We start from the raw sequence: 24,208 nt of genomic DNA, 5'->3' as shown, positions 1-24,208 counted from the left end.
AAAATGAGACACAAAATCAAAATTTTAGTATTGGCAATAACCTTAGTCATTTTATTGCCCAGCCGTGCTACGGCCCAGGGGATGCCCGTGTATGACAACACCAACTTCATTTCCTTTATGAAGTCGTTGGTCGAATCCGCAAAGCAGACCAGTAACCTGATGCAGACCGTCAAATTTCTCAAACAGCAAAAGGAGAACATCGATAAGGTCAACAATGTCATCAAACAGTTAAAGGCGGTAAAGGAACTTGCCGAGAACAACCAACGTCTGTACCAAGTGGTGCAGGGCGATTTAAGGGAAATATTGAATTCCCCGTTTATCAAGCCCGATGAAGTCACCCGTATATCGGATTCCTTTGATGCCATTTTGGAAAATTCCATTGCGGGCATGGAATACATTGACCAGATCCTGTCCAGTGACAATATGAAAATGACAGATGCCGAACGTGCGGCAGTCTTGAAGGAAAAGGAACTGGAATCTAAGGAAATGGTAGCGGAAATTGAAGCTAAGACCAGACGCTATCGGGAGATTATCGCCTTTCGGGAAATGCAGCATAAAATCAATAATCGCGAAACCAATTATTGATGTCGGGCATTTTTTTGGGCATAGGACTGGAATATGTGGACACTATTTTTCAAACTATAAAAAATAGTGACTTCTCGCAATATACGATTGGGGGCATGAAAGCCCTTGCGGTACTGTTCTTCTTGGTCAACATCCTAAAAAAATACAACGAGGGCGTAGCAAACAATGAGGGCTATACCTGGGGACTGACCCCTGCGGAACTGGCAAAAAACTTCGCCGTGGTCATTCTGGTCATTTTCTCAACACAGGTATTGGGCGTTTTCGATGCCATTTTGGTGGCCATCGAAACCCAATACCGGGACACGGCTCCGGCACTCCTCCCGTTGCAGATGCAGGATATCGACATCGAACAGGATGTGGGTGCCCTGGAAGCCGCCAAAAAGGCAATGGCCATCCTTTATGAAGCCTTGGTTACACCATTGTACGGGATGAAGATGCTGGCCTTTATCATCGGGGTTTTCCTATGGTTGTTGGATTTGTTCATCTATCCCTTGTTCTTGGCGGAGCGTTTTTTCCTTTTGGGCATCATGCAGGCGTTTTTCCCGTTGGTCATTAGTTTGGCCGTGTTTGAAAAGTTTAGGTCGATGGCGTACAATTTCTTTAAGCTCTATGCCGGGGTGTATATGTTGGTGCCGGCCTTCTTTTTGGTGAATGTATTCGTGAACAACCTCTACACCGAAATCAACACCAATTTTTGGGGCAACCTCTTCGGGACGGATTGGGGAAGCAGCTTTTTCGCTCCGCTATTGCAATTGGGTTCTATCGGGTTTATCGTATTCCTGAAATTCAAACTGTACCGTAGAGCCATCTCCTTCACCTTTAAACTTTTCAGCGCCTAAAGCACATTTTAAAAGGCGTATTAGGCAATTAATCATCCATACTTAATGAAAACACCTTATAAAAACATATACGACATCCTAAAGCTGAACCGCTTTATTGTTTTGACGGTCGTTATTGGAGCTGTGCTTACCTGTATTGTTTCCATACTGATGGTCATCAAATTACATAAGGAAACAGTTAATAATGCCTTTGTGGTCAATTCGGACGGAAGTGTGATTCCCCTGAAATTGGTTTCCCAACAGGAAAATTTGAACGTGGAGGCATTGGCCCATCTGGAGCTGTTCCATACCTATTTCTACAATATCGATGCGAGCAATTACGAAAAGAATCTGGAAAAGGCATTATGGCTGGGCAACAGCTCAGTGGATGCCCTCTATCGACAGAAAAAGGCCGATGGGGTCTATAACCGTTTGTTACAGTATTCATTGGTGCAAAAAGTGTTGGGCATAGAATCCAAAGTAGATATCCAAAACGAGCCTTACAGGTTTGAGACCAGGACCGTTTTTGAAATCAACCGGGGTTCCATAACCGATACCTACGAGCTTATCACAACGGGCAACCTTATCAAGGTGGATAGGAACTTTCCGAACAATACCCACGGATTGCTGATTGCCGACTTTTTTGAAAAAACATTACGAAAAATCAATGATGAACAATAAAACCCGTATAAAATGAAAGTAGAAAAAAACAAAATCATCTTTTCCATTGTATTGGTATGTATCCTACTTTTTATAGGAAGCTATGCCATACTAGTATTGGGAGAGGATGAAGAACCAACCCTAGAGAACAACCAGGTTCTAGTGCCAGAATTGGAGGACGACCAAAAACAGTACAATTCCAAATTGGATGCACTGAACGACTTAAAGGAAGTCAGGCAGACCAACGCCCCGAGCATCTACGATGAACGCCTACTGGATTCTACGGGCGTATATGACCCGGATTTATTGGATAAAAAGAAAATGCGGCTGGTGGATAGTATCTACCAACAGGGGCAGATTAAATATTCGGAGCAATCCTATGAACATATCAATCCGAGGTACAGGCCTTCAAAACCCACCATTGTGAAGGAAAGGGACACGATGGATGTCATTGACGGACAGGAAACCGAGGTCGGGGTCAAGGAACGTGCTTTGGAACATCAGCTCTTTTTTGCATCACACCCCATTGAGAATGACGATTTGAACGCAAAAAATACGGACACGTTCATATACGTCCGTGTGGATGGTACGCAGACCGTCAAGAACAATTATCGCCTACAGATGCGACTCCTAAAGGATGCCATGATTTATGGGCAGCGTTATCCAAGGAATACGCCCATTTATGGGTTTATCAGCTTTAAGCCCAACCGGGCCATCATCGATATTGAAAACATCGACCATCGACCCGTAAAATTAAGGGCACATGACTATCAGGATGGTAGCGAAGGGGTTTATGTGGAGAACAGTTTTAGGGCGGAAGTTAGCAATGAAATTGTCGGCGATATGGTGGACGATATCAACATTGCCGGAGTACCACAGGTAAGCGGGTTCAAGAAGATTTTCCAGCGAAACCACCGCAATGTTAAAGTGACGATTACCGATAACTACAAGCTCATTTTAAAAATATCCAAGACCAAATTTCAAGGAAAGCCCATAATGGACAATTATTAAATATCAATCTTATGAAAACTTTTATCACTTTACTGTTATTGGCCTTTACAATCTCGATACAGGCACAGAGACCACTCGATACCATTTATGCCAATGACCAAAAGAACGTTGCTTTGTTCTTTCCTAATCCTATTCGACAAGGTATTACGGGAGCTTCCCATTTTGTGTTCACCTACAACCGTGAGAAGGAACAGTATTTTGGGCTATTACAGGCCAAACCAGGAACCGAAAGCAATCTTTTGGCCGTTACCAGTGACGGCAAGGTGTATTCCTATATCTTGAAATATGCCGACAAACTTCCCAAATTGAACTACTTTATTGATAAAGCTGAAAGTATCGGCAATGAAAGCCCCACAATGGAAATACTCAAAACTGAAAATCCAGCAACCGCCACCAATAAGGATAGAACCGCTTATTTTCAAAGAGCTAGTGAATATTTACTCAGATCCGGTTCTGAAACCATTGCCGTAAAACGTAAAAAAGGAATCCGATTAAAGTTACAGAAAATGGTCTACGATGCTTCCGAGGTGTATTTGGTCATGGAGGTCAAGAACAAATCCGGAATCGATTTTGAAATCGACTATCTAAATGTGTACCGTAACAATGGAAACAACAAACGGAAAGCCTCTTACCAACGATTGCACCAGGAGATTATTTACAAACATAAAATGCCCTATTCCATTATTAATGGGCAATCACAACGGTTTGTGTATGTGTTTCCGAAGTTTGTCCTGGGCGACAATGAAAAGTTGATGCTGGAACTGAAGGAACGGAACGGAAGCAGAAAAGTGGTATTGGAGACAACTCTTTAACAAAATTACTGTACTATATAAACCTAAAAAACCAAGCTTTATCGGCTTGGTTTTTTATCATTGGTTTTAAACCCAATTCGTTCCCTATTCTGTTGGTCAATCTGTACTTTATCTTTTTGCAATAGGTAGTTCAACGCTTGGTGGATGTCCTTGAATTTAACGTTCATTTCTTTTTCAAGCTTGGCTACTTGTTCCTTTAAATCCCCATAGTCCGCAAGATGCTTTCTATACATGACAAAAGCCCTAACAATGGAAATGTTTACCTGTATTGCCTTTTTACTCTTCAGTACACTGGAGAGCATGGCAACCCCTTGTTCAGAAAATGCAAAGGGAGCATATCGTAATCCCATTTTGTTAGATTCATTGGACATCACAAATTGTGACCTCCAATTCTCCAACTCCTCTTTGGTCAGTTCAAACATAAAATCATCGGGGAAACGGTCAATGTTCCGTCTCACAGCCTGTTTCAGCACCCTTGTTTCAACTCCATAAAGTTCGGCAAGGTCAAAATCCAACATGACTTTATACCCTCTAATCGTAAAGATTTTTTCTTTTATTATTGATAGTTCCATTTTATAGTTTTTGGTTATTAAAGTACCTATCACATATTGTGATAAGCTTTGTTTGAATCATTTTTCTGGTCAGAAAATTGCACCCTTAATTTTTGCATATCATCGCTTACTTTACGCTCAATGACCTTGGCATAAATCTGGGTGGTCGAAATTTTCGAGTGACCCAACAGCTTCGATACCGTTTCAATGGGTATACCATTGCTCAATGTAACGGTAGTGGCAAATGTATGTCTGGCAATGTGAAAAGTCAGGTTCTTTTTGATACCACAGACATCCGCAATCTCCTTCAAATAAGAGTTCAGTTTTTGGTTGGATATTTTGGGAAAGAGCCTGCCTTGGGCAACGGCTTTGTGATTGTTCCTGTATTTTTCGATAATGGACAAAGCTTTTGGAAGCAACGGTATGCGGACGGGTTTGGTCGTTTTTTCACGTCTGTAATGAATCCATAATTCTCCATCAATGCCTATACAGATGTTATCTTCCGTCAAATGGATGACATCGATATAGCTCAAACTCGTATAACAACTGAAAACGAACAAATCCCTTACCATTTGCAACCTTGAAATGGTCAGTTCCTTATTTTCGATTTCCTGGAGTTCGTCCAGACTCAAAAACCCGCGTTCCTTTTTTATGAACTTGGATTTGAAGTTGATGAAAGGGTCAAGCTCTATCCATCCTAATTTTTGGGACAGGTGTACCAACTTCCTGAACCGTTCAATATGTTTCATTACGGTATTGTTACCCATCGGTTTCTGGTGGTCCTCCGGAAGGTAGCTCCGCAGATACTTTTCGAACTTAATAATGAAATCATAATCCAATTCCTGTAAATACTTATCGGTAGTCTTATATGCTTTTTTAAGGAATTTGAAAATATAGCGCTGGGTAGTGAAATAGTTTTTTTGGGTGCCCCATTTCAGCTTGCCCTCCATATCCTCATTATGGTAATTAATGATGTCCATAATGGAACGGCTTTCGTCGTCCTCTCCAAAATACCTTGCTTTTACAGCTTGGGCGGTAATCAGTTTGCGTTCCATCTTTAATTCCCGATAGCACTCAAAAAGAAAAGTGTAGGTTTCGTCCAGATAGCTGTTGAGTATTCTGGATTTTTGGTTGTTTCCCTTCGCCCTGTTTCTGTGGATGTCCCAATCGGAGACCAGAGTTTTTCGTTTTAGGCTAATGGTCGCCCGTTTTCCATTTACGGTAATTCTGGCGTAGAGGGAGGCTTGTTTGTCTTTTGCCCTTGCGAAGTCTGCCCAGAACAAAATACTGAAGGTGGTCGATGTTTTCATTTGTTTCGTCTTTTAGTTAACAACAGGTGTTGTCAGACGAAAGCCAAATCACTTATAAAGATACATTTATTTACCAAACCAAAAAGGCTGCTTTAACAATTAGGTCAACACAAATGTTAAAACGGTTTTGTTATCCGATTTGTTGACTTTTGTTGACGCATTAAATCGAACCATTTGATTTCTTTAAAAACTAAAAAACCTGATAATCATACGATTAACAGGTTTTTAGTAACAATTGATATGTTAAAAAGTCGGGGTGGCAGGATTCGAACCTGCGACCTCCTGCTCCCAAAGCAGGCGCGATAACCGGGCTACGCTACACCCCGAGGTAATATTTTGGAAATAGCGGAGAGACCGGGACTCGAACCCGGGCAGCACTTACGCGCTGACAGATTAGCAATCTGCTCCGTTACCACTCCGGCACCTCTCCTATTTTTTATGAACGTGCACTCTAAAAATGCGGATGCAAATGTACCTTTTCAGAAACAAGATCGCAACTATTTTTTCATTTTTTTATTACAACTTTTATCATCATCCTGCTATTCAGGATATTCCACCCTTAAATGATAGATATTGGTGAGCTTCTGTTTAAGCACTTTCTTTACCATTTCGATTTCTTTGAGCGTAATATTGGCATTTAAAAACTGATCGGCCTGCATTTGTCCTTTTACAATTTTCTCCACAAACGCATCTATTATACCGTAAGTTGGGTTCTTTAAGCTTTTGGAAGCCGCTTCAACTGCATCCGACATCATTAAAATAGCTGTTTCCTTGGAGAATGGCACAGGTCCTGGGTATTTAAAGTTTGCCGGATCGGCATCTTTATCCAACTCTTGTTGTTTTTTAAAGAAATAATACACCAGTGTGGTTCCATGGTGCGTTCGAATAAAATCTATGACCCGATCGGGAACATTGTTTTTTCTTGCAATCTCAATACCTTTAATTACGTGGTCTATTATAATCTTTGCACTTTCCTTTGGCGGTAGATCGTCGTGCGGATTTACATTGGTAATCTGATTTTCCGTGAAGTAGGTCGGATTCTCCATTTTTCCAATATCGTGGTATAGCGCACCCACTCTTACCAACATTGCATTTGCCCCGATCTCGTTTGCTGCTGCTTCGGCCAAATTGGCCACTTGCAGGGAATGGTGGAACGTGCCCGGTGCTTTATCCGATAATTCTTTGAGCAATTTGGAGTTGGTGTCGGACAGTTCCAATAACGACACGTCGGATACAAGACCAAAAATTTTTTCGAACATATAAATTAGCGGTTGCGCAAAAAGAGTCAAAAGTCCATTCAAAACAAAAACCCCGAACAAAACCCACTCTATATTGTCCAGATTCCCCTCGTGTATGGCATGAAAGGCAAAATATCCCACAATGTAGATCAAGGTGATCTGACCTACCGATATAAATAGATTTGCTCTCTTGTAAAGTTCGGAAGCCGTTAAAATAGTAACAATACCTGCGATTATCTGTAAAAAGATGTATTCAAAGCTGTTAGGTACAACAAAACCAAGAATCAGAACTGTTAGCACATGGACAAAAAGACCCAATCTCGCATCAAAAAAATTCTTTAGCACCAAGGGAAGTATGCACAAAGGCACCATGTAAACAAAATTTTCGTAATGTTTCACCATTAATGTTGTAGCGACGACCATCAACAAAATGTTGAAGAAAATAAAAGTAACCTTATTGTTGTTCAGAAAAATATCGCTTCTGTAGCGTTTCAAAAACAGAAACAACATAATGAGCACCAAGGCCACCAATATCGTATACCCAAGTAGTATAAAATAATAATTGCTTCCCATCCATAATTCGGACTCATACTCATCCCTAAGGGAGCTCAGCACTTTAAAATCTTCATTCTCTACTATTTCACCTTTTGATATGATCAGTTTTCCTTGGTCCACCTCTCCACGGGTATAGGAAATTTTAGAAAGTTCGTCGTTCAGGGCACTTTCGGTTAGAACATTGTCGTAGAACAAATTGGCTTTAAGGTTGTTCCTGATAATCCCTGACAACCTATCCGTGCCATAACTGTTGGCATCGGACAAATATTCGGTCACTGCTTTTTTGGCGAGCTCTACATTCTGGTAATCATTGGGAGCAATGGGTTGTGCCTCATTATTTTTTACCACCACTGTTGCTCGGGACTGGGGCATATTTTGAAAAATCCCATGGTCATATACATTTGTGAGAACTTCTTCGGATAAATTTCTCAATGATTCCCGTTGGCTTGATGTAAAAATTTCGGTCTGGAACAAGGTATTTATCCCATTCGAGACTTCTGCCCTCACCTCCGAAACAACAGTTGAACTATACGTGTAGTAATCCGTTTTATTGGTTCGAATGGTAGATTGCTCCTCCTCTACCTCTTGTTGGGTCTTATGTATGGAAAAGTCAATGGGAGCGTATAAATTCTCATATTGCCACGGCTTACCTTTCTGGAATTCGTATTTAAATTTTCCTCCTTTTGGAAAAAAAAACACGATCAAGGCCACCGAGACCACATACAGGAAATACTTGTAGACCAGCGATTGATGTTTGTATACATTGTCCAAAGTTTTTCCCATTCCCTTATTCTATTAGCTTCAAAAATAGAAAATATATAACTAAGAAGTCCGTTGACCGAACTCCCCATTGGTTTGCATTTAAATTTAGTATTTTCGCAGGAGTAAAAATGCACATATGAAAAAAGTTGTAATCGTTTCCGCTGCCAGAACGCCAATAGGTAGTTTTATGGGAGCCCTATCCAGTGTTCCAGCCCCTAAATTAGGTGCAGTTGCCATTAAGGGCGCATTGGAGAAAATCGGCCTTAAGCCCGAACTTGTCGAAGAGGTTTTGATGGGCAATGTGGTACAAGCAGGTACTGGACAGGCACCTGCAAGACAAGCTGCCATTTTTGCCGGAATTCCCAATACTGTTCCTTGTACCACCGTTAATAAAGTTTGTTCTTCCGGAATGAAAACCATTATGCAGGGCGCACAATCCATTGCCCTGGGCGAAAACTCCATAGTTGTTGCCGGTGGTATGGAAAATATGAGTATGATCCCACACTATGTAAATATGAGACAGGGCACCAAATTTGGTCCTGCCACTATGGTGGACGGTATGCAAAAGGACGGTTTGGTCGATGCTTATGATCAAAACGCCATGGGGGTTTGTGCCGATGCCTGCGCAACCGAATATAAGTTTAGTAGAGAAGATCAAGACGCTTACGCGGTTCAATCGTACAAACGCTCAGCCGACGCATGGAAAGCAGGAAAATTCAACAACGAAGTGGTTCCCGTGGAAGTTCCACAGCGAAGAGGCGAGCCAATTGTGGTTAGTGAAGACGAAGAATTCAAAAATATAAAGCTTGAGAAAGTACCCGCTTTGCGACCGGCCTTCTCTAAGGATGGTACGGTAACAGCAGCAAATGCATCCACCATTAACGATGGTGCAGCCGCCGTTGTTTTGATGAGTGAGGAAAAGGCGAATGAACTGGGATTAAAACCTCTTGCAACCATTAAGGGATATGCCGATGCCGCCCACGAACCTGAATGGTTCACCACGGCACCTGCCAAAGCTTTACCAAAAGCACTGGACCGCGCAGGCGTTTCCATAGAAGACATTGATTATTTTGAGTTCAATGAAGCATTTTCAGTGGTCGGATTGGCCAACATGAAGATTCTTGGACTAAATGATTCCAATGTAAACGTAAATGGCGGCGCAGTATCCCTAGGGCACCCGCTAGGATGTTCCGGTGCTCGAATCACGATTACCCTGTTGAACATTTTGGAACAAAATAATGCCAAACTTGGGGCTGCGGCCATCTGTAATGGTGGTGGTGGCGCCTCCTCAATTGTTTTGGAAAGAAATTAGTGATTCAAGCCGTACAGTAAATGCAATATGGAATTTGTCCTCTAAGTGTTGTTCCTATACGAACAAATCCGGACGATGGTGCCGAAATGACTTCCCAGTTGTTATACGGGGAGCACTTTAAGGTATTGGAGAAAAGGAAGAAATGGAGCAGGATTCGGTCAGCTTATGACAATTTTGAAGGTTGGACACCCAATAATCAGCTAACCTTTATCGAAGAGCAAACTTTTGAAAGGATACATGCAATGGATCCTCAAAAAATATGTGCCGACGTAATATCCCATATTTGCACGGAAAACGGAATGTTACTGCCCATTCTTATGGGCTCCATGATCAATGCCCCGGAATTGCTGAACCACACTTTTGAAGGAAGCATACATACTGGAAAAACTCCAAAGGAAAGCTTGGTGGATACGGCCATTTTATACTTGAAAGCTCCTTTTTTATCGGGTGGAAAAACTCCTTTTGGTATTGATTGCGCCGGGTTTACTCAAATGGTTTACAAAATAAATGGGCATTCGCTGGCAAGAACCGCCGAAAATCAATCCAAACAAGGTGAAGCTTTGAGCTTTATCGAAGAAAGTGAACCAGGCGACCTTGCTTTTTTTGATAACAACGAAGGGGTGATCGATCATGTTGGCATAATCTTAAAGGACAACTACATTATCCATGTCCATGGTCATGTTCGCATTGATCGGATTGACCACACGGGAATCTTTAATTCCGAAGAGAAACTCTATACCCATCAATTAAGGGTCATTAAAAAAGTGATATAAAAAAAGCCCCGTTTTAGCGGGGCTCTTTTTTTATAGAAGAATTACGATTATTCTCCCAAAAGCTTTTTAATTCTCATGTAGTTATCGTTATCACCCAATGCTCCGTAAATATTCTTCAACTGTGTAAGAATACTTTCATTGTCAGGATTGGATTGTAATGCATCTTCCAAAACTTTGGCTCCCTCTCTAAAAAGGCGGTCCTTTTCATCTTTAAGTTCGTCGTACTTGGCTATGTCCGCCTTAGAAGTTCCCAAAGCATTCATTTCATCGATAAGACCGTTTCCTTCGTTTACATATGTAGTGGAAAGGTTTAATAACGCATTGATGTAACCTGGATCAATGGCCAAAGTCTTTTTGTAGGCATCTCTAGCGTCCTCTAAGTTGCCTTGCTCCATATTTATTACTCCAATGTTGTAAAGCAAGTCAGGATTGTCCGGGGCCATTGCGGAAGCTTGCCCCATCAACTCCTTGAATTTATCTTTTTGCCCCATGGCATAGTATAGGTTGGCTTCTCCAAGCACTAGGTTCACATCATCTGGGTTTTCCGCCCTGGCATCTGCATATGCTTCCACCGCCTTCTCGTTATTGCCCATTTGTTGATAGATCAAGGCAATATTCTTTACGATTTCCGGCTTTTTGGACGGGCTTACTTCTTCCTTAGGGTCTTTGTGCGTTCCGGCTTTTACATATAGATCTCGGGTGGCTTTGTCCATAGTTTCTGTTTCACCGGACTCGACATTAACCGCAGTATAGCTTACAGATTCACCATTATAGCCCAATTCCTTTAGTTCATTATAGTACTTTAAGGCCTCTTCGTAGTTTTGACCATTTACTGCACTACTTGCTGCATAGTACAAATAAACCGTATCCTTAGGGCTTAGTTTATACCCCATGTAAAGCTTTTCGGCAGCCTCACCGAACTTTTTGTTGTTGTTGTCCTCTACTGCAGAGTTAACCAAATCAGCTGTCATTTGAGACATTTTTTCTTGGGCTACAGCAGTAAATTTGGCTTTGCCACTAGCTTCTTCTACAGCGATTACCTTATTGTAGGCATCTACGGCTGATTGAAAAGCAGAAACGTCTCCTTTCTTGGCCAAATCGTAATTGGCGTTTCCTAAAAGCGCGTAATACTCGGCCTGTTCCCTTTCCTTGGCCGAATCGATTGTTGAGGCGGCACTGGTCAAGGCTGCTTTTGCCGCAGCCGCATCACCATTTTTAAGTGCTTTCTCCGCCGCCTTCATCTCATCCTTCTGTGCAAATCCCATTGTGGAAATTCCCATGGCCAGAAGTACAATTATTTTTGTTCTCATGTTAAAAATTCTAATTATTTAGTGTTTACCTATTATTACTTAGTTGAAATTATTCTTTATCCTCGGTGTTATTATCAATAGCTGTGCCATCTTCACCGTTCACCTCGATATCCCTAATGTCCACTTCGTCCACAGGGTCATCTTCTTTCATTACTTTGGCTACCGCGGCAATGGAATCGTTGTCCTTTAAGTTGATCAAGCGGACTCCTTGTGTGGCCCTGCCCATTACCCTAAGATCTTCTACACCCATTCTAATGGCGATTCCCGATTTATTGATAATCATCAAATCATCGGTATCGGTAACATTCTTTATGGCGACAAGTCCTCCGGTTTTCTCGGTAATGGAAATGGTTTTTACACCTTTACCTCCTCTATTGGTGATTCGGTAGTCATCAATATTGGATCGTTTTCCGTAACCTCTTTCGGAAACCACCAAAATGTCATCCTCGAAATTATGTACGGATACCATTCCTACCACCTCATCGTTTTCATCTGCCAAGGATACACCTCTTACACCGGACGCGTTTCTACCCATTGGCCTGGTCTTGGACTCCTCAAAACGGATGGCCTTACCGGATTTAAGTCCCAAGAATATTTGACTAGTGCCCGTGGTTAGCTTTGCTTCCAATAGCTCATCACCATCTTTGATGGTTATGGCGTTGATTCCATTTTGACGAGGTCTTGAGTATTGCTCCAAGGAAGTCTTTTTAACGGTTCCCTTCTTTGTGGCCATGATCACATAGTGACTGTTCACATAGTCTTCGTCCTTAAGATCTTGGGTACAGATAAAGGCTTTGACCTTATCATCCTGTTCTATATTGATAAGATTTTGGATAGCCCTTCCTTTTGAAGTTCTACTTCCTTCGGGAATTTCATATACACGCATCCAGAAACATTTTCCTTTCTGAGTGAAGAACAACATGTACTGATGGTTGGTCCCTACAAATAAATGCTCCAAGAAATCCTCGTTCCTTGTGGACGATGCCTTTTGGCCCACTCCGCCCCTGTTCTGGGTCTTATATTCGGTTAGCGAAGTTCGTTTAATGTATCCTGCATGCGAAATGGTTATGACCACTTGCTCATCCGGGATCATGTCCTCTATGCTCAAGTCACCTCCTGCATAGTTGATTTCCGATCTTCTATCATCCCCATACTTTTCTTTTATCTCAAGAAGTTCATCTTTGATGATCTGCATTCTTCGTTCTTTCTTCGCAAGAATATCTTTTAGATCCTCGATGGTCTTCAAAAGTTCGGCATGCTCTTCTCTTAATTTGTCCTGCTCCAGACCGGTAAGTTGACGCAAGCGCATTTCTACGATTGCCTTCGCCTGAACCTCTGTCAATTTAAAGCGTTCGATCAAATTGTTACGGGCCTCCTCTACATTGGAGGACCCTCGGATAATCGCAATTACCTCATCTATATTGTCGGAAGCTATAATGAGTCCTTCCAGGATATGCGCACGATCTTCGGCCTTTTTAAGCTCGAACTTGGTTCTACGGACCACGACATCGTGCCTATGCTCCACAAAATGGTGAATGATGTCCTTTAGGTTCAACAGCTCCGGCCTACCATTGACCAATGCAATATTGTTGACACTAAAAGAGGATTGAAGCGCCGTGTACTTGTACAACATGTTAAGTACGATGTTCGGAATGGCGTCGCGCTTTAAAATGTAAACGATGCGCATACCATTTCTATCGGATTCATCCCGAATGGTAGAAATGCCCTCGATTTTCTTTTCATTAACGAGGTCGGCGGTCTTTTTGATCATATCCGCCTTGTTCACCTGATATGGGATTTCGGTAACCACGATACTCTCTTTACCTTGTACTTCCTCAATAGTGGCCTTTGCACGCATTACCACACGTCCACGACCAGTGTGGAAAGCTTCCTTTACACCATCGTAGCCATAAATAATTCCACCCGTTGGAAAATCCGGGGCTTTAATGTGTGTGATCAGTTCATCTATTTCAATATCATGGTTATCTATGTAGGCAACAGTACCATCCACCACTTCCGATAAATTGTGGGGAGGCATATTGGTTGCCATACCCACAGCGATACCGGATGCCCCGTTCACCAACAAGTTGGGAATACGGGTGGGCAATACGGTGGGTTCTTGGATGGTATCATCAAAATTAAGCTGATGATCTACCGTATCCTTGTCAATATCGGCCAACATTTCTTCGGCGATCTTGCGCATTTTGGCCTCGGTATAACGCATGGCCGCAGGGCTATCGCCATCTACAGAGCCAAAGTTACCTTGACCATCTACCAGCATATACCTGAGACTCCACTCCTGTGCCATTCTCACCATGGTATCATACACAGAAGAATCCCCATGCGGGTGATACTTACCTAAAACCTCCCCTACAATACGGGCCGATTTTTTGTGTGAACTATTGGCCCTTACACCCAAATCGTGCATTCCGTAGAGCACTCTCCTATGTACAGGTTTTAAACCATCACGAACATCTGGCAGGGCACGTGACACAATGACCGACATTGAATAATCAATGTAGGCAGATTTCATCTCATCCTCAATATTAATGGGAATTAACTTTTCTCCTTCCGCCATGCTTATTTATTATTGTTTTTTTGTGGTTAAATTATCATGGCAATATACAGAAAATACGAGCCTTTATAGCCCTTTACTAAGACTTTATTAAAAAAATTATCAACAGTTCGGATTGATAACCGAGCTGCCAATAAAGCTTTGTTAAATCCGGTTAAAAAAGTTATTTATTCCGACATTTAGCACTACTTTATCGAATAAGGGTACGGTATTTGCCCATCGTAACAATACTTTTATTAATTTTAATTGCTGAAAAAGAAACGTATGGACGATAATTTCTCCCCCCGCGTAAAAGACGTTATAGCATACAGCAAGGAAGAAGCCCTGAGATTGGGCCATGATTTCATTGGAACGGAACACCTTATGCTGGGTCTTTTAAGAGACGGGAATGGCAAGGCCATAAACATATTGGACGCACTGGACGTGGACTTGGACCACCTTCGCAGAAAGGTGGAAATACTGAGTCCTGCAAATCCCAATACAGGAACAATACAGAAGGATAAAAAAAATCTTCACCTTACGCGCCAAGCGGAAAGAGCATTGAAGACCACCTTCCTGGAGGCAAAGCTTTTCCAAAGTTCCTCCATAAATACAGCGCACCTTTTGCTCTGTATTCTTAGGAACGAAAATGATCCTACAACAAAATTGTTGCACAAGCTAAAAGTGGATTACGACAATGTAAAGGAACAGTTCAAATCCATGATCACCAGTGACGATGATTATATTGATTCCCCTCAGGCAGAATCTTTCCCTGGGGACGCAGACGATATGGGCGATAGCAAAGAAAGTTCCTTTGGTTCCGGATCCGCTCCAAAGGGAAACAAAAAATCCAAGACACCGGTCTTGGACAATTTTGGCAGGGACCTCACTCGTTTGGCCGAAGAGAACAAACTCGATCCCGTTGTGGGCAGAGAGAAGGAAATTGAGCGTGTTTCCCAAATATTGAGTCGTAGAAAAAAGAACAACCCATTGCTTATTGGTGAGCCAGGAGTTGGTAAAAGTGCCATTGCCGAAGGTTTGGCACTGCGCATTATCAACAAAAAGGTTTCACGTATTCTTTACAACAAAAGAGTGGTGACCTTGGATTTGGCTTCGTTGGTGGCAGGCACAAAATACCGTGGCCAGTTTGAAGAGCGAATGAAAGCCGTAATGAACGAGTTGGAGAAGAACGACGATATCATCTTGTTCATTGATGAGATACATACCATTGTTGGTGCCGGGGGTGCAACAGGCAGCTTGGATGCTTCCAATATGTTTAAACCCGCATTGGCAAGGGGTGAGATACAATGTATCGGAGCAACTACGCTTGATGAGTATAGACAATATATAGAAAAAGATGGTGCCTTGGAGCGTCGATTCCAAAAGGTTATGGTAGAACCTACTTCCGTGGAAGAGACCATCGAGATTTTGATGAACATCAAAGGGAAGTACGAAGAGCACCACAACGTAAACTATACGGACGACGCCATTATGGCCTGCGTAAAATTGACCAACCGCTACATGACGGACCGCTTTTTACCGGACAAGGCCATCGATGCCTTGGACGAGGCTGGATCAAGAGTGCATATCGTGAACATGGATGTTCCCAAACAAATTCTGGAACTGGAAGGCCAGTTGGAAGACGTTCGCGAACTTAAGAACAGCGTTGTCAAAAAACAGAAATACGAAGAAGCCGCCAAACTTAGAGACGACGAAAAACGTCTCGAAAAAGAATTGGCATCCGCCCAAGAACGCTGGGAAGAGGAAAGCAAGTTACATCGGGAAACGGTCTCCGAGGACAACGTTGCCGACGTGGTTTCCATGATGAGTGGAATACCCGTGAACAGAATTGCCCAGACCGAAAGCAACAAATTGGCAGAACTGCCCAATTTGATCAAAGGCTTTGTAATAGGCCAGGACGAAGCCGTAACCAAAGTTGCACGGGCTATTCAAAGAAACCGTGCCGGACTCAAAGACCCTAACAAACCAATAGGTTCGTTCATTTTCTTGGGACAAACAGGGGTCGGTAAAACCCAATTGGCCAAAATTCTGGCCAAGGAACTGTTCGATTCCGAAGATGCCCTTATTCGCATAGATATGAGCGAGTACATGGAAAAATTCGCCATTTCGAGATTGGTAGGGGCCCCTCCCGGATACGTAGGTTACGAAGAAGGCGGTCAGTTAACGGAAAAAGTACGCCGCAAACCCTATTCCGTAGTATTGTTGGACGAGGTGGAAAAAGCACATCCCGATGTTTTCAATATGCTTTTACAGGTATTGGATGATGGATTCTTGACCGATAGTCTTGGACGTAAGATCGACTTCAGGAACACCATAATTATTATGACCTCCAATATAGGTGCCAGACAGTTAAAAGATTTTGGACAAGGTGTAGGTTTCGGAACCGCTGCAAAAAAGGCACAGGCCGATAGCCATCAAAAAAGTGTAATTGAAAACGCCTTAAAAAAAGCATTTGCTCCGGAATTCCTTAACAGGATCGATGATGTCGTAGTATTCAATGCTTTGGAAAGAGAAGATATCCATAAAATTATCGATATTGAATTGAACAAGCTGTACAAGCGAATCAAGGAAATCGGCTATGACCTGAATCTATCCGAAAAAGCAAAAGACTACATCGCCAACAAAGGGTTCGATAAACAATATGGTGCACGACCTCTTAAAAGAGCCATCCAAAAATATATTGAAGATGCCCTTGCAGAGGAAATAGTGAATTCTAAGTTGGAAGAAGGCGACAGTATTTTTATGGATCTGGACGAGAAAAATGATGAACTCACCATTAAAATAAAAAAGGCCGAGAAATCGCCCGAAGCCGAAAAATAATTTGAAACAACACTTAAAAAAAGCTGACGATCGTCAGCTTTTTTTATGCCCTGTAATTACCATACACACGATATTTTAGCGTTTAATCTATTATTTTTCCTCACGGTGCGCAACCCTCATAATTTCGTTGGCGAGACACTATAATTACTTGGGGATGAAAATTACTTCTAATAAGAAGACGGTTGTGGTACGCGAGTATCAACTGGACATTGGAACCGTTCAGGTTTTCAACAATTATATGGTTGCTTCTTTTGATGAAGGAACCACCATTACCTTGGAAAGGGCTTACCAAATAATAGGCATTTCAGAGATCCATTTTAGAGAAAAGGATTTCGCATACATCAGTTTAAGAAAGAACTCGTACGCCATTGACCCAACGGTATACAATTATTTACGGGGCATGGACAACCTTATCGCTTTCGCCATTGTTTCCAAAAAGGAAATAGACATGCACAATTTCAATATTGAAAAAATGTTCTACAAAAAGCCTATGGAGTTTTTTATTGAATTCGACAACGCTCTGAGTTGGATCCAGAAAAGATTGAAAGCAAGAAAAAGCAGAAACAGTGCTTGATTCTCATCCTTACCTGGGATTTTCTTTTTGCTCCGCTTCAGGTTTACGGAACAGTTCCGAATAAGCACTACCAATATTGCCCACAATAATCGAAGCCTTAAGAGCTTCATATCCATTTTTGGAAGCACCGATGTCTCCGGCCAGCCCGTGAAGGTATACCCCAAATATTGCAGCCTCGGCTGGTGGATATCCTTGAGCCAAAAGCCCTGCGACCATTCCGGTTAAAACATCACCACTTCCTGCAGTTGCCATACCAGGGTTACCTGTGGTATTAACATATCCCTTACCATTGTACAAAGTAATAGTATGGGCTCCTTTGATTACCACCACCAAGTTATATCGATCAGCAAACGACTTGGCCTTATCCAACATTTCAAAATCTGATGTCCACGGGCCTATCAGTCGCTCCAACTCCTTGGGATGAGGGGTCAAAATGGACATTTCCGGTACATCTTTGAGCAAATCCCGGTTCTCGGAAAGAATGTTCAATGCATCGGCATCAATAACCATAGGAGCACCTGAACCCTTCAAATAAACAGCCAAAGCCTGGACCGTATCCTCATCCTTGCCCATTCCCACCCCTATGCCAGCAGCAGTTGGACTAAAAGGAATTTCTATCCGTGAAATAATTTTATCCCGGGAACCGGTAAGTACCATAGCTTCGGGCACAGCAGTTTGTAGGGAATGGTAACCACTTTTCGGCACAACAGCCGTAACCAGTCCACAACCAACGCTCAAACAGGCATTGCACGCCAACTGAACAGCCCCTATTTTTCCATAACTGCCTCCAATAATAACCGCATGTCCATAGGTTCCTTTGTGTGAGAACTTCGACCTGGGTCGGTACTTTGGCAAAATCTCCGGTCGCCCTATCAGCTCAAAATCCGTTTCCGTTTTTGCAATAAACTCGGCGTCCAATCCAATATCCAATAGTTCCCATTGATTGGCATACGCACCCGTCTCTGGCAAAAAGAAAATTAATTTGGGCAACTGAAAACTCAACACATAACTAGACCTGATCACATAAGATGGTTCCCAAGGAGATCTATCCACAGGTAATCCAGACGGTACATCCACAGATAGTGTAAAGGCATTGGAAGCATTAATATGGGCTATTAAATTACCGACCCAATCATCGGGAACCCTGTTCAGACCAATTCCAAAAATGGCGTCGACAACAATATCCGATTCGGAAATATTGGGCAAACCACTATCGTTATTGATAAAATCCGGCCATACCTTTCCATCCTTCAAGCGTTCAAGGTTCAACAGGAAATCTTCCGAGCGCTTATCACTATAGTTTACCACAAATACGTGAATGGAATAACCATGCTCATGCAATTTTCTGGCCAACACCAAGCCGTCTCCCCCATTGTTACCAATGCCGCAGAACAGTTTTATGTTCACCTGGGTGCCCCGTAAGCGAGCATGCATCCATTCGAACAGTTGTGTGGCCGCCCGTTCCATGAGTGCATCGCTGGTTATCTGTTCTTTTTGAATTGTGGATTTATCAGCTTGATATATTTGATGTGAGGAAAAAATTTTCATTCAGCAATAAAAAATGTGTATTCGTAACAATATCGCAAAAACATCACCAATGATTTGATGAAGTATTCAAAAGTACTACTTTTATCATCTCATTTATAAAGCAATGAACTTAAAAGAAACGGATAACAATCTAAAATTGATGAATACTCCTTCATCTATTTCTACGATTACTACCACCACCCCTTTGGGGTAAGTCTGCTATATATAATTCCGTCCGTTTTAATCTATTTTTTCAATTTTCACAATATCATTTCATCATGAAAGTCTTAAAGTTTGGAGGCACTTCGGTAGCCAATCCAGAGAATATAAATAAGGTAAAATCTATCCTAAAATCACAAAAAAACCACTCCATGGCCGTTGTGGTATCGGCCTTTGGGGGCGTAACCGATCTTCTTCTCAATGCATCAAAACGTGCGTCGGAACAAGATGTATCCTATAAAAACTTCGTAAAAGAAATTGAGGACCGACATATAGCCGCCATTCGGGAACTTATTCCGGTAAAATCGCAAAGTGCGGCCCTTAGCAAGGTTAAGAGCGATCTTAACGTGCTGGAAACTTTATTGGAAGGTGCTTTTTTGATCGGTGAACTTACTCCAAAACTATCGGATAAAATTGTAAGCTATGGTGAACTTTTTTCGTCGTTTATTATTAGTGAGTTCCTAAAATCTGAAGGGTTGGACGCCATTTTCAAGGACAGCCGACAACTGATCATAACCGATAATAACTTTGGCAAGGCTACGGTAGATTTTAAACTGACCAATGCCAACTGCGAGAATTTCTTTTCTAAAAACAAACATGGCATTACCTTGTTACCAGGATTTGTGGCATCCAGCAAAAACGGGGACCTTACCACTTTGGGAAGAGGCGGTTCCGATTATACCGCTGCTATAATCGCTGCCGCAACAAATGCCGATATTTTAGAAATTTGGACCGACGTCAGTGGTATGTACACCGCAAACCCCAAACTGGTGAAGCAGGCCAAATGTGTAGCTTCCATAAGTTATCAAGAAGCCATGGAGCTGTCCCATTTCGGTGCAAAAGTACTCTACCCGCCAACCATACAACCCGTGTTGGGAAAAGCCATACCGATCGCCATAAAAAACACATTCGACCCGGAAAACCCGGGTACGCTCATTTCCCAAAACAACAACGGCAACGGAAAAACAGTAAGAGGCATCAGTCATGTAGGCAATATTAGCCTTCTTTCTCTGGAAGGCCCCGGAATGATTGGTATCCCCGGCATTTCAAAGCGCTTTTTTGAAACCCTCTCGGTAAAGAACATCAGTATTGTATTGATTACCCAAGCATCTTCCGAACACTCCATCTGTGTTGGAATTGCAGATGATGATGCAGATTTGGCCGCAGAGGCGGTAAACGAGACTTTTGAATATGAAATTGCCTCAAAAAGAATAAAGCCCGTAATGGTCGAAAAAGACCTAACCATTGTGGCCCTGGTCGGTGATAATATGAAAAGCCACCAAGGTTTGAGCGGAAAAATGTTCAGCACCTTGGGCAAGAACAATGTAAACATTAGAGCTATTGCGCAAGGGGCATCGGAGCGGAACATCTCCGCAGTCATTAAAAAAGAGGATGTAAAAAAGGCACTGAATTCATTGCACGAGACCTTTTTCGAAGAAAACATCAAACAGCTCAACCTTTTTGTTATGGGAGTGGGCAATGTAGGAGCCAAATTCTTGGAGCAAATCCGTCAACAAAAAAAGTATTTAAAAGAAGAGTTAAAACTAAATGTCCGGGTTATCGGAATCAGCAACTCCAAGAAAATGGTATTTGACGAGAATGGAATTTCCCTAAAAGACTGGAAAAACGCATTGGACCAAGGTGTACGGACAGATATGGAGGGATTTTTCGAAAAAGTTAGGTCACTTAATTTCCGAAACAGCATTTTTGTGGACAATACGGCAAGTGCTGATGTATCAAAAAGCTATGCCAATTACCTAAAAAATAGTATTTCGGTAGTTACCTGTAATAAGATTGCTTCCTCGTCGGACTTTGCAAACTACAAAGCATTGAAACAATTGGCCAAGGAATACAATGCACCCTATTTGTTCGAGACCAATGTTGGTGCAGGCCTTCCCATTATCGATACCCTAAAGCACTTGATCGCATCCGGTGATAAGGTTCGAAAAATACAGGCTGTTTTATCGGGTAGTTTAAACTTTGTGTTCAATACGTTCAACGATTCCATCACATTCCACGACGTAGTGAAACAAGCTCAGGATCAAGGCTATACCGAACCCGACCCAACCATAGACCTAAGCGGTGTAGATGTAATGCGCAAAATTCTAATCCTAGCACGGGAAAGTGGCCATCAATTGGAGATCGATGATATTGAGAACGATGCTTTTCTGCCCGAAGAAAGCTTGGAGACCAATTCCAACGAAGCCTTTTTTGAATGTTTGAAAAAGTATGAATCCGATTTTCAAAAAATGTACAAACAAGCCAAAGACGCCGATTGCAAACTTAAATATGTTGCCCAATTTGAAGATGGCAATGCCAAAGTTGGTCTTCAGCAAATTCCTAAGGGCCATGATTTTTATAACTTGGAGGGCAGCGACAATATTGTGCTGTTTTATACAGACCGATACGTAGAGCAACCTTTGATCATTAAGGGCGCCGGTGCCGGTGCCGATGTTACCGCATCGGGTATCTTTGCGGATGTGGTGCGAATCGGAAATTTTTAAACCATGGAAGAAATCAAAGTATTTTGCCCGGCAACCATTGCAAATGTCTCCTGTGGGTTCGATGTACTCGGATTGGCCCTGGACTCGGTAGGTGACCGGATGACAGTTCGCAAAACATCGGAAAACGGAATCCGAATCACCAAGATTACGGGACAGGACCTACCATTGGCAACCGAAAAAAATGTAGCTGGTGTAGCGGGAACGGCCTTATTGGAAAAAAGCGACTACCAAGGGGGGTTTGAGATCGAGATTGACAAACGTATAAAACCTGGTAGCGGTATTGGAAGCAGTGCCGCCAGTTCCGCAGGTGCCGTTTGGGCCATGAACGAATTATTGAACAGGCCATTTTCCGATCTTGAACTAGTTGAATTTGCCATGCAAGGAGAAAAAATGGCCAGCGATGTGGCCCATGCGGACAACGTAGCACCTGCCATTTTCGGTGGATTCACATTGGTTCGAAGCTACGAACCCCTGGATATTGTTTCCATACCTACACCTTCGGAGCTGTACGCAACGGTCATTCATCCGCAAATTGAGATTAAGACCTCGGATTCCCGAAAAATTTTAAAAACCACGATTTCCATGCAACAGGGCATACAGCAATGGGGCAATTTAGGAGGATTGATCGCCGGACTGTTCAAAAATGACTACGATCTTATTGGCCGTTCATTGCACGACCATATTGTGGAGCCAATTCGTTCAATTTTGATTCCAGCATTTGATGAAATTAAAACCAACGCCCTAAAATCAGGGGCCCTAGGAAGTGGAATTTCGGGCTCCGGACCTTCCATTTTTGCATTGAGCAGAGGAGAAAAAATTGCAAGGCACGTGGCTGATTCCATGACCGAGACCTATCAAAATATCGGAGTGGATTTCGATATCCACATTTCCAAAATCAACAACCAAGGCGTTAAAAAAATTAACTAGTCCCATGAGGTTTTACAGCTTAAACAACCCAACTATCCAAGCTTCGTTCAAAGAAGCCGTAATTGCCGGAATCGCTCCCGATAAAGGATTATATTTTCCAGAAAGCATAACTCCCCTATCTGCCGATTTTTTTGAAAAATTGGACGAGTTGTCCGATCATGAAATTGCATTTAGGGCCATCCATCAATTTGTAAAAGAAGACATACCGGATGTAGACTTAAAAACAATCATTAAAAACACATTGGACTTTGATTTCCCCCTAATAGAAATTGAGGATAATGTTGCTGTCCTGGAGCTTTTTCATGGCCCCACTATGGCATTTAAAGATGTTGGTGCACGTTTTATGGCCAACTGTCTTGGCTATTTTTCTAAAGGAGAAAAACAAGATGTTACCGTTTTGGTAGCCACTTCCGGAGATACCGGCGGAGCCGTTGCCAATGGTTTTTTGGGGGTTGATGGTGTAAAAGTGGTAATCCTTTACCCGAGTGGAAAAGTAAGCGAAATCCAAGAGAAACAATTGACCACCTTAGGTGAGAACATTGAGGCCATGGAAGTGGATGGCGTTTTTGATGATTGTCAACGCATGGTAAAAACAGCTTTTTTAGATAAAGAAATTACCGATTGCAAACAGCTAACCTCCGCAAACAGCATCAATGTTGCACGATGGCTTCCGCAGCTATTTTACTTTTTGTTTGCATACAAACAGGCCAAAGCTAAAGGGAAAGAAATTGTTTTCTCCGTACCCTCGGGGAATTTCGGAAACATTTGTGCCGGGATGGTAGCTCAAAAATTGGGAATGCCCGTAAAACATTTTGTGGCCTCTACCAACGCAAATAATGTGGTGCCAAAATTTATGGCAAATGGAGTTTACGAGCCAGTGCCATCCGTGGCGACCATTTCCAATGCCATGGATGTGGGAGATCCGAGCAATTTTGTCCGAATCCGGGAATTATATCAAAATAATTTGGACACCTTGCGCAATAACCTTTCGTCCTATTCCTTTTCCGACAAAACCACTAAAACTACCATGGAAAAAGTGCACTCGGAGGCGGGCTATGTTTTAGATCCACATGGAGCCGTTGGCTACTTAGGTTTAAAGGAATACCAAAAAGAACATCCGAACACATTTGGCATTTTCCTGGAAACGGCACATCCTGTTAAGTTTTTGGATGTGGTGGAGGAAACCCTGGGAATACAACCAAAAATTCCAACCCAAATACTACAGGTAATGGACAAAGAGAAAAAATCACATAAAATCTCTGGTTACGAAGAGTTAAAATCCTATTTAATGGATAGTTAGCATTTTTATATCACATTTTAACAAAAGGCTGTTCAAAACATTCTTTTGGAAAAAGTTCCATCTGC

At 42.3% G+C, this 24,208-nt stretch carries 18 protein-coding genes and 2 tRNA genes; 12 read left to right on the top strand and 8 right to left on the bottom strand.

The features are described 5' to 3' along the window. Nucleotides 1-3: 3 nt before the first annotated feature. The 5 genes from AB9K32_RS11760 to AB9K32_RS11740 are packed head-to-tail and all read left to right on the top strand — an operon-like array spanning nt 4 to nt 3,886. Nucleotides 4-585: a conjugal transfer protein gene (locus tag AB9K32_RS11760; protein WP_369885268.1), complete on the top strand. Its 582-nt coding sequence runs from the start codon at nt 4-6 to the stop codon at nt 583-585. Further along, nucleotides 585-1,424 carry a hypothetical protein gene (locus AB9K32_RS11755; RefSeq protein WP_369885267.1) on the top strand — a complete coding sequence of 280 codons (840 nt, stop codon included), beginning with the start codon at nt 585-587 and terminating at the stop codon, nt 1,422-1,424. Before AB9K32_RS11760 ends, AB9K32_RS11755 begins: the two co-directional genes overlap by 1 nt. A gap of 45 nt (nt 1,425-1,469) precedes the next feature. Beyond that, complete coding sequence (locus tag AB9K32_RS11750) at nt 1,470-2,084, top strand: conjugal transfer protein TraK (protein WP_369885266.1); 615 nt, start codon at nt 1,470-1,472, stop codon at nt 2,082-2,084. A 12-nt stretch (nt 2,085-2,096) separates the two neighbouring features. Further along, entirely contained in the window at nt 2,097-3,074 is a 978-nt protein-coding gene (gene traM, locus AB9K32_RS11745; RefSeq protein WP_369885265.1) for a conjugative transposon protein TraM, read from the top strand. 11 nt (nt 3,075-3,085) lie between these two features. Beyond that, entirely contained in the window at nt 3,086-3,886 is an 801-nt protein-coding gene (locus AB9K32_RS11740) for a DUF4138 domain-containing protein (protein ID WP_369885264.1), read from the top strand. Between the two features lie 38 nt (nt 3,887-3,924). On the opposite strand, the gene AB9K32_RS11735 is transcribed toward AB9K32_RS11740, so the two are convergent. From AB9K32_RS11735 to AB9K32_RS11715, 5 genes are all read right to left on the bottom strand, one after another. Then, entirely contained in the window at nt 3,925-4,458 is a 534-nt protein-coding gene (locus AB9K32_RS11735) for an ORF6N domain-containing protein (RefSeq protein WP_369885263.1), read from the bottom strand. A 29-nt stretch (nt 4,459-4,487) separates the two neighbouring features. Then, nucleotides 4,488-5,747, bottom strand: coding sequence for a site-specific integrase (locus AB9K32_RS11730; protein WP_369885262.1), 1,260 nt, complete (start codon nt 5,745-5,747; stop codon nt 4,488-4,490). A gap of 251 nt (nt 5,748-5,998) precedes the next feature. Beyond that, a tRNA-Pro gene (locus AB9K32_RS11725) sits at nt 5,999-6,073 on the bottom strand. A 20-nt stretch (nt 6,074-6,093) separates the two neighbouring features. Beyond that, nucleotides 6,094-6,177 (bottom strand) — tRNA-Ser (locus AB9K32_RS11720). A 109-nt stretch (nt 6,178-6,286) separates the two neighbouring features. Continuing rightward, entirely contained in the window at nt 6,287-8,323 is a 2,037-nt protein-coding gene (locus AB9K32_RS11715) for an HD family phosphohydrolase (protein ID WP_369885261.1), read from the bottom strand. Nucleotides 8,324-8,438: 115 nt separating this feature from the next. Here AB9K32_RS11715 and AB9K32_RS11710 point away from each other — a divergent pair, with 115 nt between their 5' ends. Both AB9K32_RS11710 and AB9K32_RS11705 read left to right on the top strand, forming a co-directional pair. Beyond that, nucleotides 8,439-9,614, top strand: a complete 1,176-nt coding sequence (locus AB9K32_RS11710; protein ID WP_224834846.1) for an acetyl-CoA C-acyltransferase — start codon at nt 8,439-8,441, stop codon at nt 9,612-9,614. 20 nt (nt 9,615-9,634) lie between these two features. Continuing rightward, a complete protein-coding gene (locus AB9K32_RS11705; RefSeq protein ID WP_224834847.1) occupies nt 9,635-10,387 on the top strand; it encodes an NlpC/P60 family protein in 753 nt (250 codons plus the stop codon). Nucleotides 10,388-10,434: 47 nt separating this feature from the next. Here AB9K32_RS11705 and AB9K32_RS11700 read toward each other — a convergent pair whose 3' ends face one another. Both AB9K32_RS11700 and gyrA read right to left on the bottom strand, forming a co-directional pair. Further along, nucleotides 10,435-11,697: a tetratricopeptide repeat protein gene (locus AB9K32_RS11700; RefSeq protein WP_224834848.1), complete on the bottom strand. Its 1,263-nt coding sequence runs from the start codon at nt 11,695-11,697 to the stop codon at nt 10,435-10,437. A gap of 49 nt (nt 11,698-11,746) precedes the next feature. Further along, the gene (gene gyrA, locus AB9K32_RS11695) at nt 11,747-14,275 is read right to left on the bottom strand and encodes a DNA gyrase subunit A (protein ID WP_224834849.1); all 2,529 of its coding nucleotides are present in this window, start codon (nt 14,273-14,275) and stop codon (nt 11,747-11,749) included. A 261-nt stretch (nt 14,276-14,536) separates the two neighbouring features. Here gyrA and AB9K32_RS11690 point away from each other — a divergent pair, with 261 nt between their 5' ends. Next, nucleotides 14,537-17,092, top strand: coding sequence for an ATP-dependent Clp protease ATP-binding subunit (locus AB9K32_RS11690; protein ID WP_224834850.1), 2,556 nt, complete (start codon nt 14,537-14,539; stop codon nt 17,090-17,092). A 154-nt stretch (nt 17,093-17,246) separates the two neighbouring features. Further along, entirely contained in the window at nt 17,247-17,666 is a 420-nt protein-coding gene (locus AB9K32_RS11685) for an STAS/SEC14 domain-containing protein (protein WP_293295901.1), read from the top strand. Between the two features lie 9 nt (nt 17,667-17,675). Here the strand turns inward: AB9K32_RS11685 and AB9K32_RS11680 are convergent, their stop codons facing one another. Further along, nucleotides 17,676-19,214, bottom strand: coding sequence for an NAD(P)H-hydrate dehydratase (locus AB9K32_RS11680; protein ID WP_369885260.1), 1,539 nt, complete (start codon nt 19,212-19,214; stop codon nt 17,676-17,678). A 257-nt stretch (nt 19,215-19,471) separates the two neighbouring features. Here AB9K32_RS11680 and thrA point away from each other — a divergent pair, with 257 nt between their 5' ends. The 3 genes from thrA to thrC are packed head-to-tail and all read left to right on the top strand — an operon-like array spanning nt 19,472 to nt 24,143. Then, nucleotides 19,472-21,916 (top strand): bifunctional aspartate kinase/homoserine dehydrogenase I, encoded by a 2,445-nt coding sequence (thrA, locus tag AB9K32_RS11675; RefSeq protein WP_369885259.1) that lies wholly within the window; start codon nt 19,472-19,474, stop codon nt 21,914-21,916. A gap of 3 nt (nt 21,917-21,919) precedes the next feature. Further along, a complete protein-coding gene (locus tag AB9K32_RS11670) occupies nt 21,920-22,843 on the top strand; it encodes a homoserine kinase (protein ID WP_293295907.1) in 924 nt (307 codons plus the stop codon). 4 nt (nt 22,844-22,847) lie between these two features. Further along, the gene (gene thrC / locus AB9K32_RS11665; protein WP_369885258.1) at nt 22,848-24,143 is read left to right on the top strand and encodes a threonine synthase; all 1,296 of its coding nucleotides are present in this window, start codon (nt 22,848-22,850) and stop codon (nt 24,141-24,143) included. The last annotated feature ends 65 nt before the right edge of the window (nt 24,144-24,208 follow it).

The organism is Allomuricauda sp. XS_ASV26, from assembly GCF_041224615.1.
Lineage (GTDB): Bacteria > Bacteroidota > Bacteroidia > Flavobacteriales > Flavobacteriaceae > Flagellimonas > Flagellimonas alginolytica.
This window is presented reverse-complemented; position numbering and strand designations above follow the sequence as displayed.

Bases quoted from the DNA above. Each gene is read 5' to 3' on its own strand.
- AB9K32_RS11685 (WP_293295901.1), top strand. From the start codon at position 17,247: ATGAAAATTACTTCTAATAAGAAGACGGTTGTGGTACGCGAGTATCAA.
- AB9K32_RS11760 (WP_369885268.1), top strand. From the start codon at position 4: ATGAGACACAAAATCAAAATTTTAGTATTGGCAATAACCTTAGTCATT.
- AB9K32_RS11705 (WP_224834847.1), top strand. From the start codon at position 9,635: ATGCAATATGGAATTTGTCCTCTAAGTGTTGTTCCTATACGAACAAAT.
- AB9K32_RS11710 (WP_224834846.1), top strand. From the start codon at position 8,439: ATGAAAAAAGTTGTAATCGTTTCCGCTGCCAGAACGCCAATAGGTAGT.
- AB9K32_RS11735 (WP_369885263.1), bottom strand. From the start codon at position 4,458: ATGGAACTATCAATAATAAAAGAAAAAATCTTTACGATTAGAGGGTAT.
- gyrA (WP_224834849.1), bottom strand. From the start codon at position 14,275: ATGGCGGAAGGAGAAAAGTTAATTCCCATTAATATTGAGGATGAGATG.
- traM (WP_369885265.1), top strand. From the start codon at position 2,097: ATGAAAGTAGAAAAAAACAAAATCATCTTTTCCATTGTATTGGTATGT.
- AB9K32_RS11750 (WP_369885266.1), top strand. From the start codon at position 1,470: ATGAAAACACCTTATAAAAACATATACGACATCCTAAAGCTGAACCGC.
- thrC (WP_369885258.1), top strand. From the start codon at position 22,848: ATGAGGTTTTACAGCTTAAACAACCCAACTATCCAAGCTTCGTTCAAA.
- AB9K32_RS11700 (WP_224834848.1), bottom strand. From the start codon at position 11,697: ATGAGAACAAAAATAATTGTACTTCTGGCCATGGGAATTTCCACAATG.
- AB9K32_RS11755 (WP_369885267.1), top strand. From the start codon at position 585: ATGTCGGGCATTTTTTTGGGCATAGGACTGGAATATGTGGACACTATT.
- AB9K32_RS11740 (WP_369885264.1), top strand. From the start codon at position 3,086: ATGAAAACTTTTATCACTTTACTGTTATTGGCCTTTACAATCTCGATA.
- AB9K32_RS11730 (WP_369885262.1), bottom strand. From the start codon at position 5,747: ATGAAAACATCGACCACCTTCAGTATTTTGTTCTGGGCAGACTTCGCA.
- AB9K32_RS11690 (WP_224834850.1), top strand. From the start codon at position 14,537: ATGGACGATAATTTCTCCCCCCGCGTAAAAGACGTTATAGCATACAGC.
- AB9K32_RS11670 (WP_293295907.1), top strand. From the start codon at position 21,920: ATGGAAGAAATCAAAGTATTTTGCCCGGCAACCATTGCAAATGTCTCC.
- thrA (WP_369885259.1), top strand. From the start codon at position 19,472: ATGAAAGTCTTAAAGTTTGGAGGCACTTCGGTAGCCAATCCAGAGAAT.
- AB9K32_RS11715 (WP_369885261.1), bottom strand. From the start codon at position 8,323: ATGGGAAAAACTTTGGACAATGTATACAAACATCAATCGCTGGTCTAC.
- AB9K32_RS11680 (WP_369885260.1), bottom strand. From the start codon at position 19,214: ATGAAAATTTTTTCCTCACATCAAATATATCAAGCTGATAAATCCACA.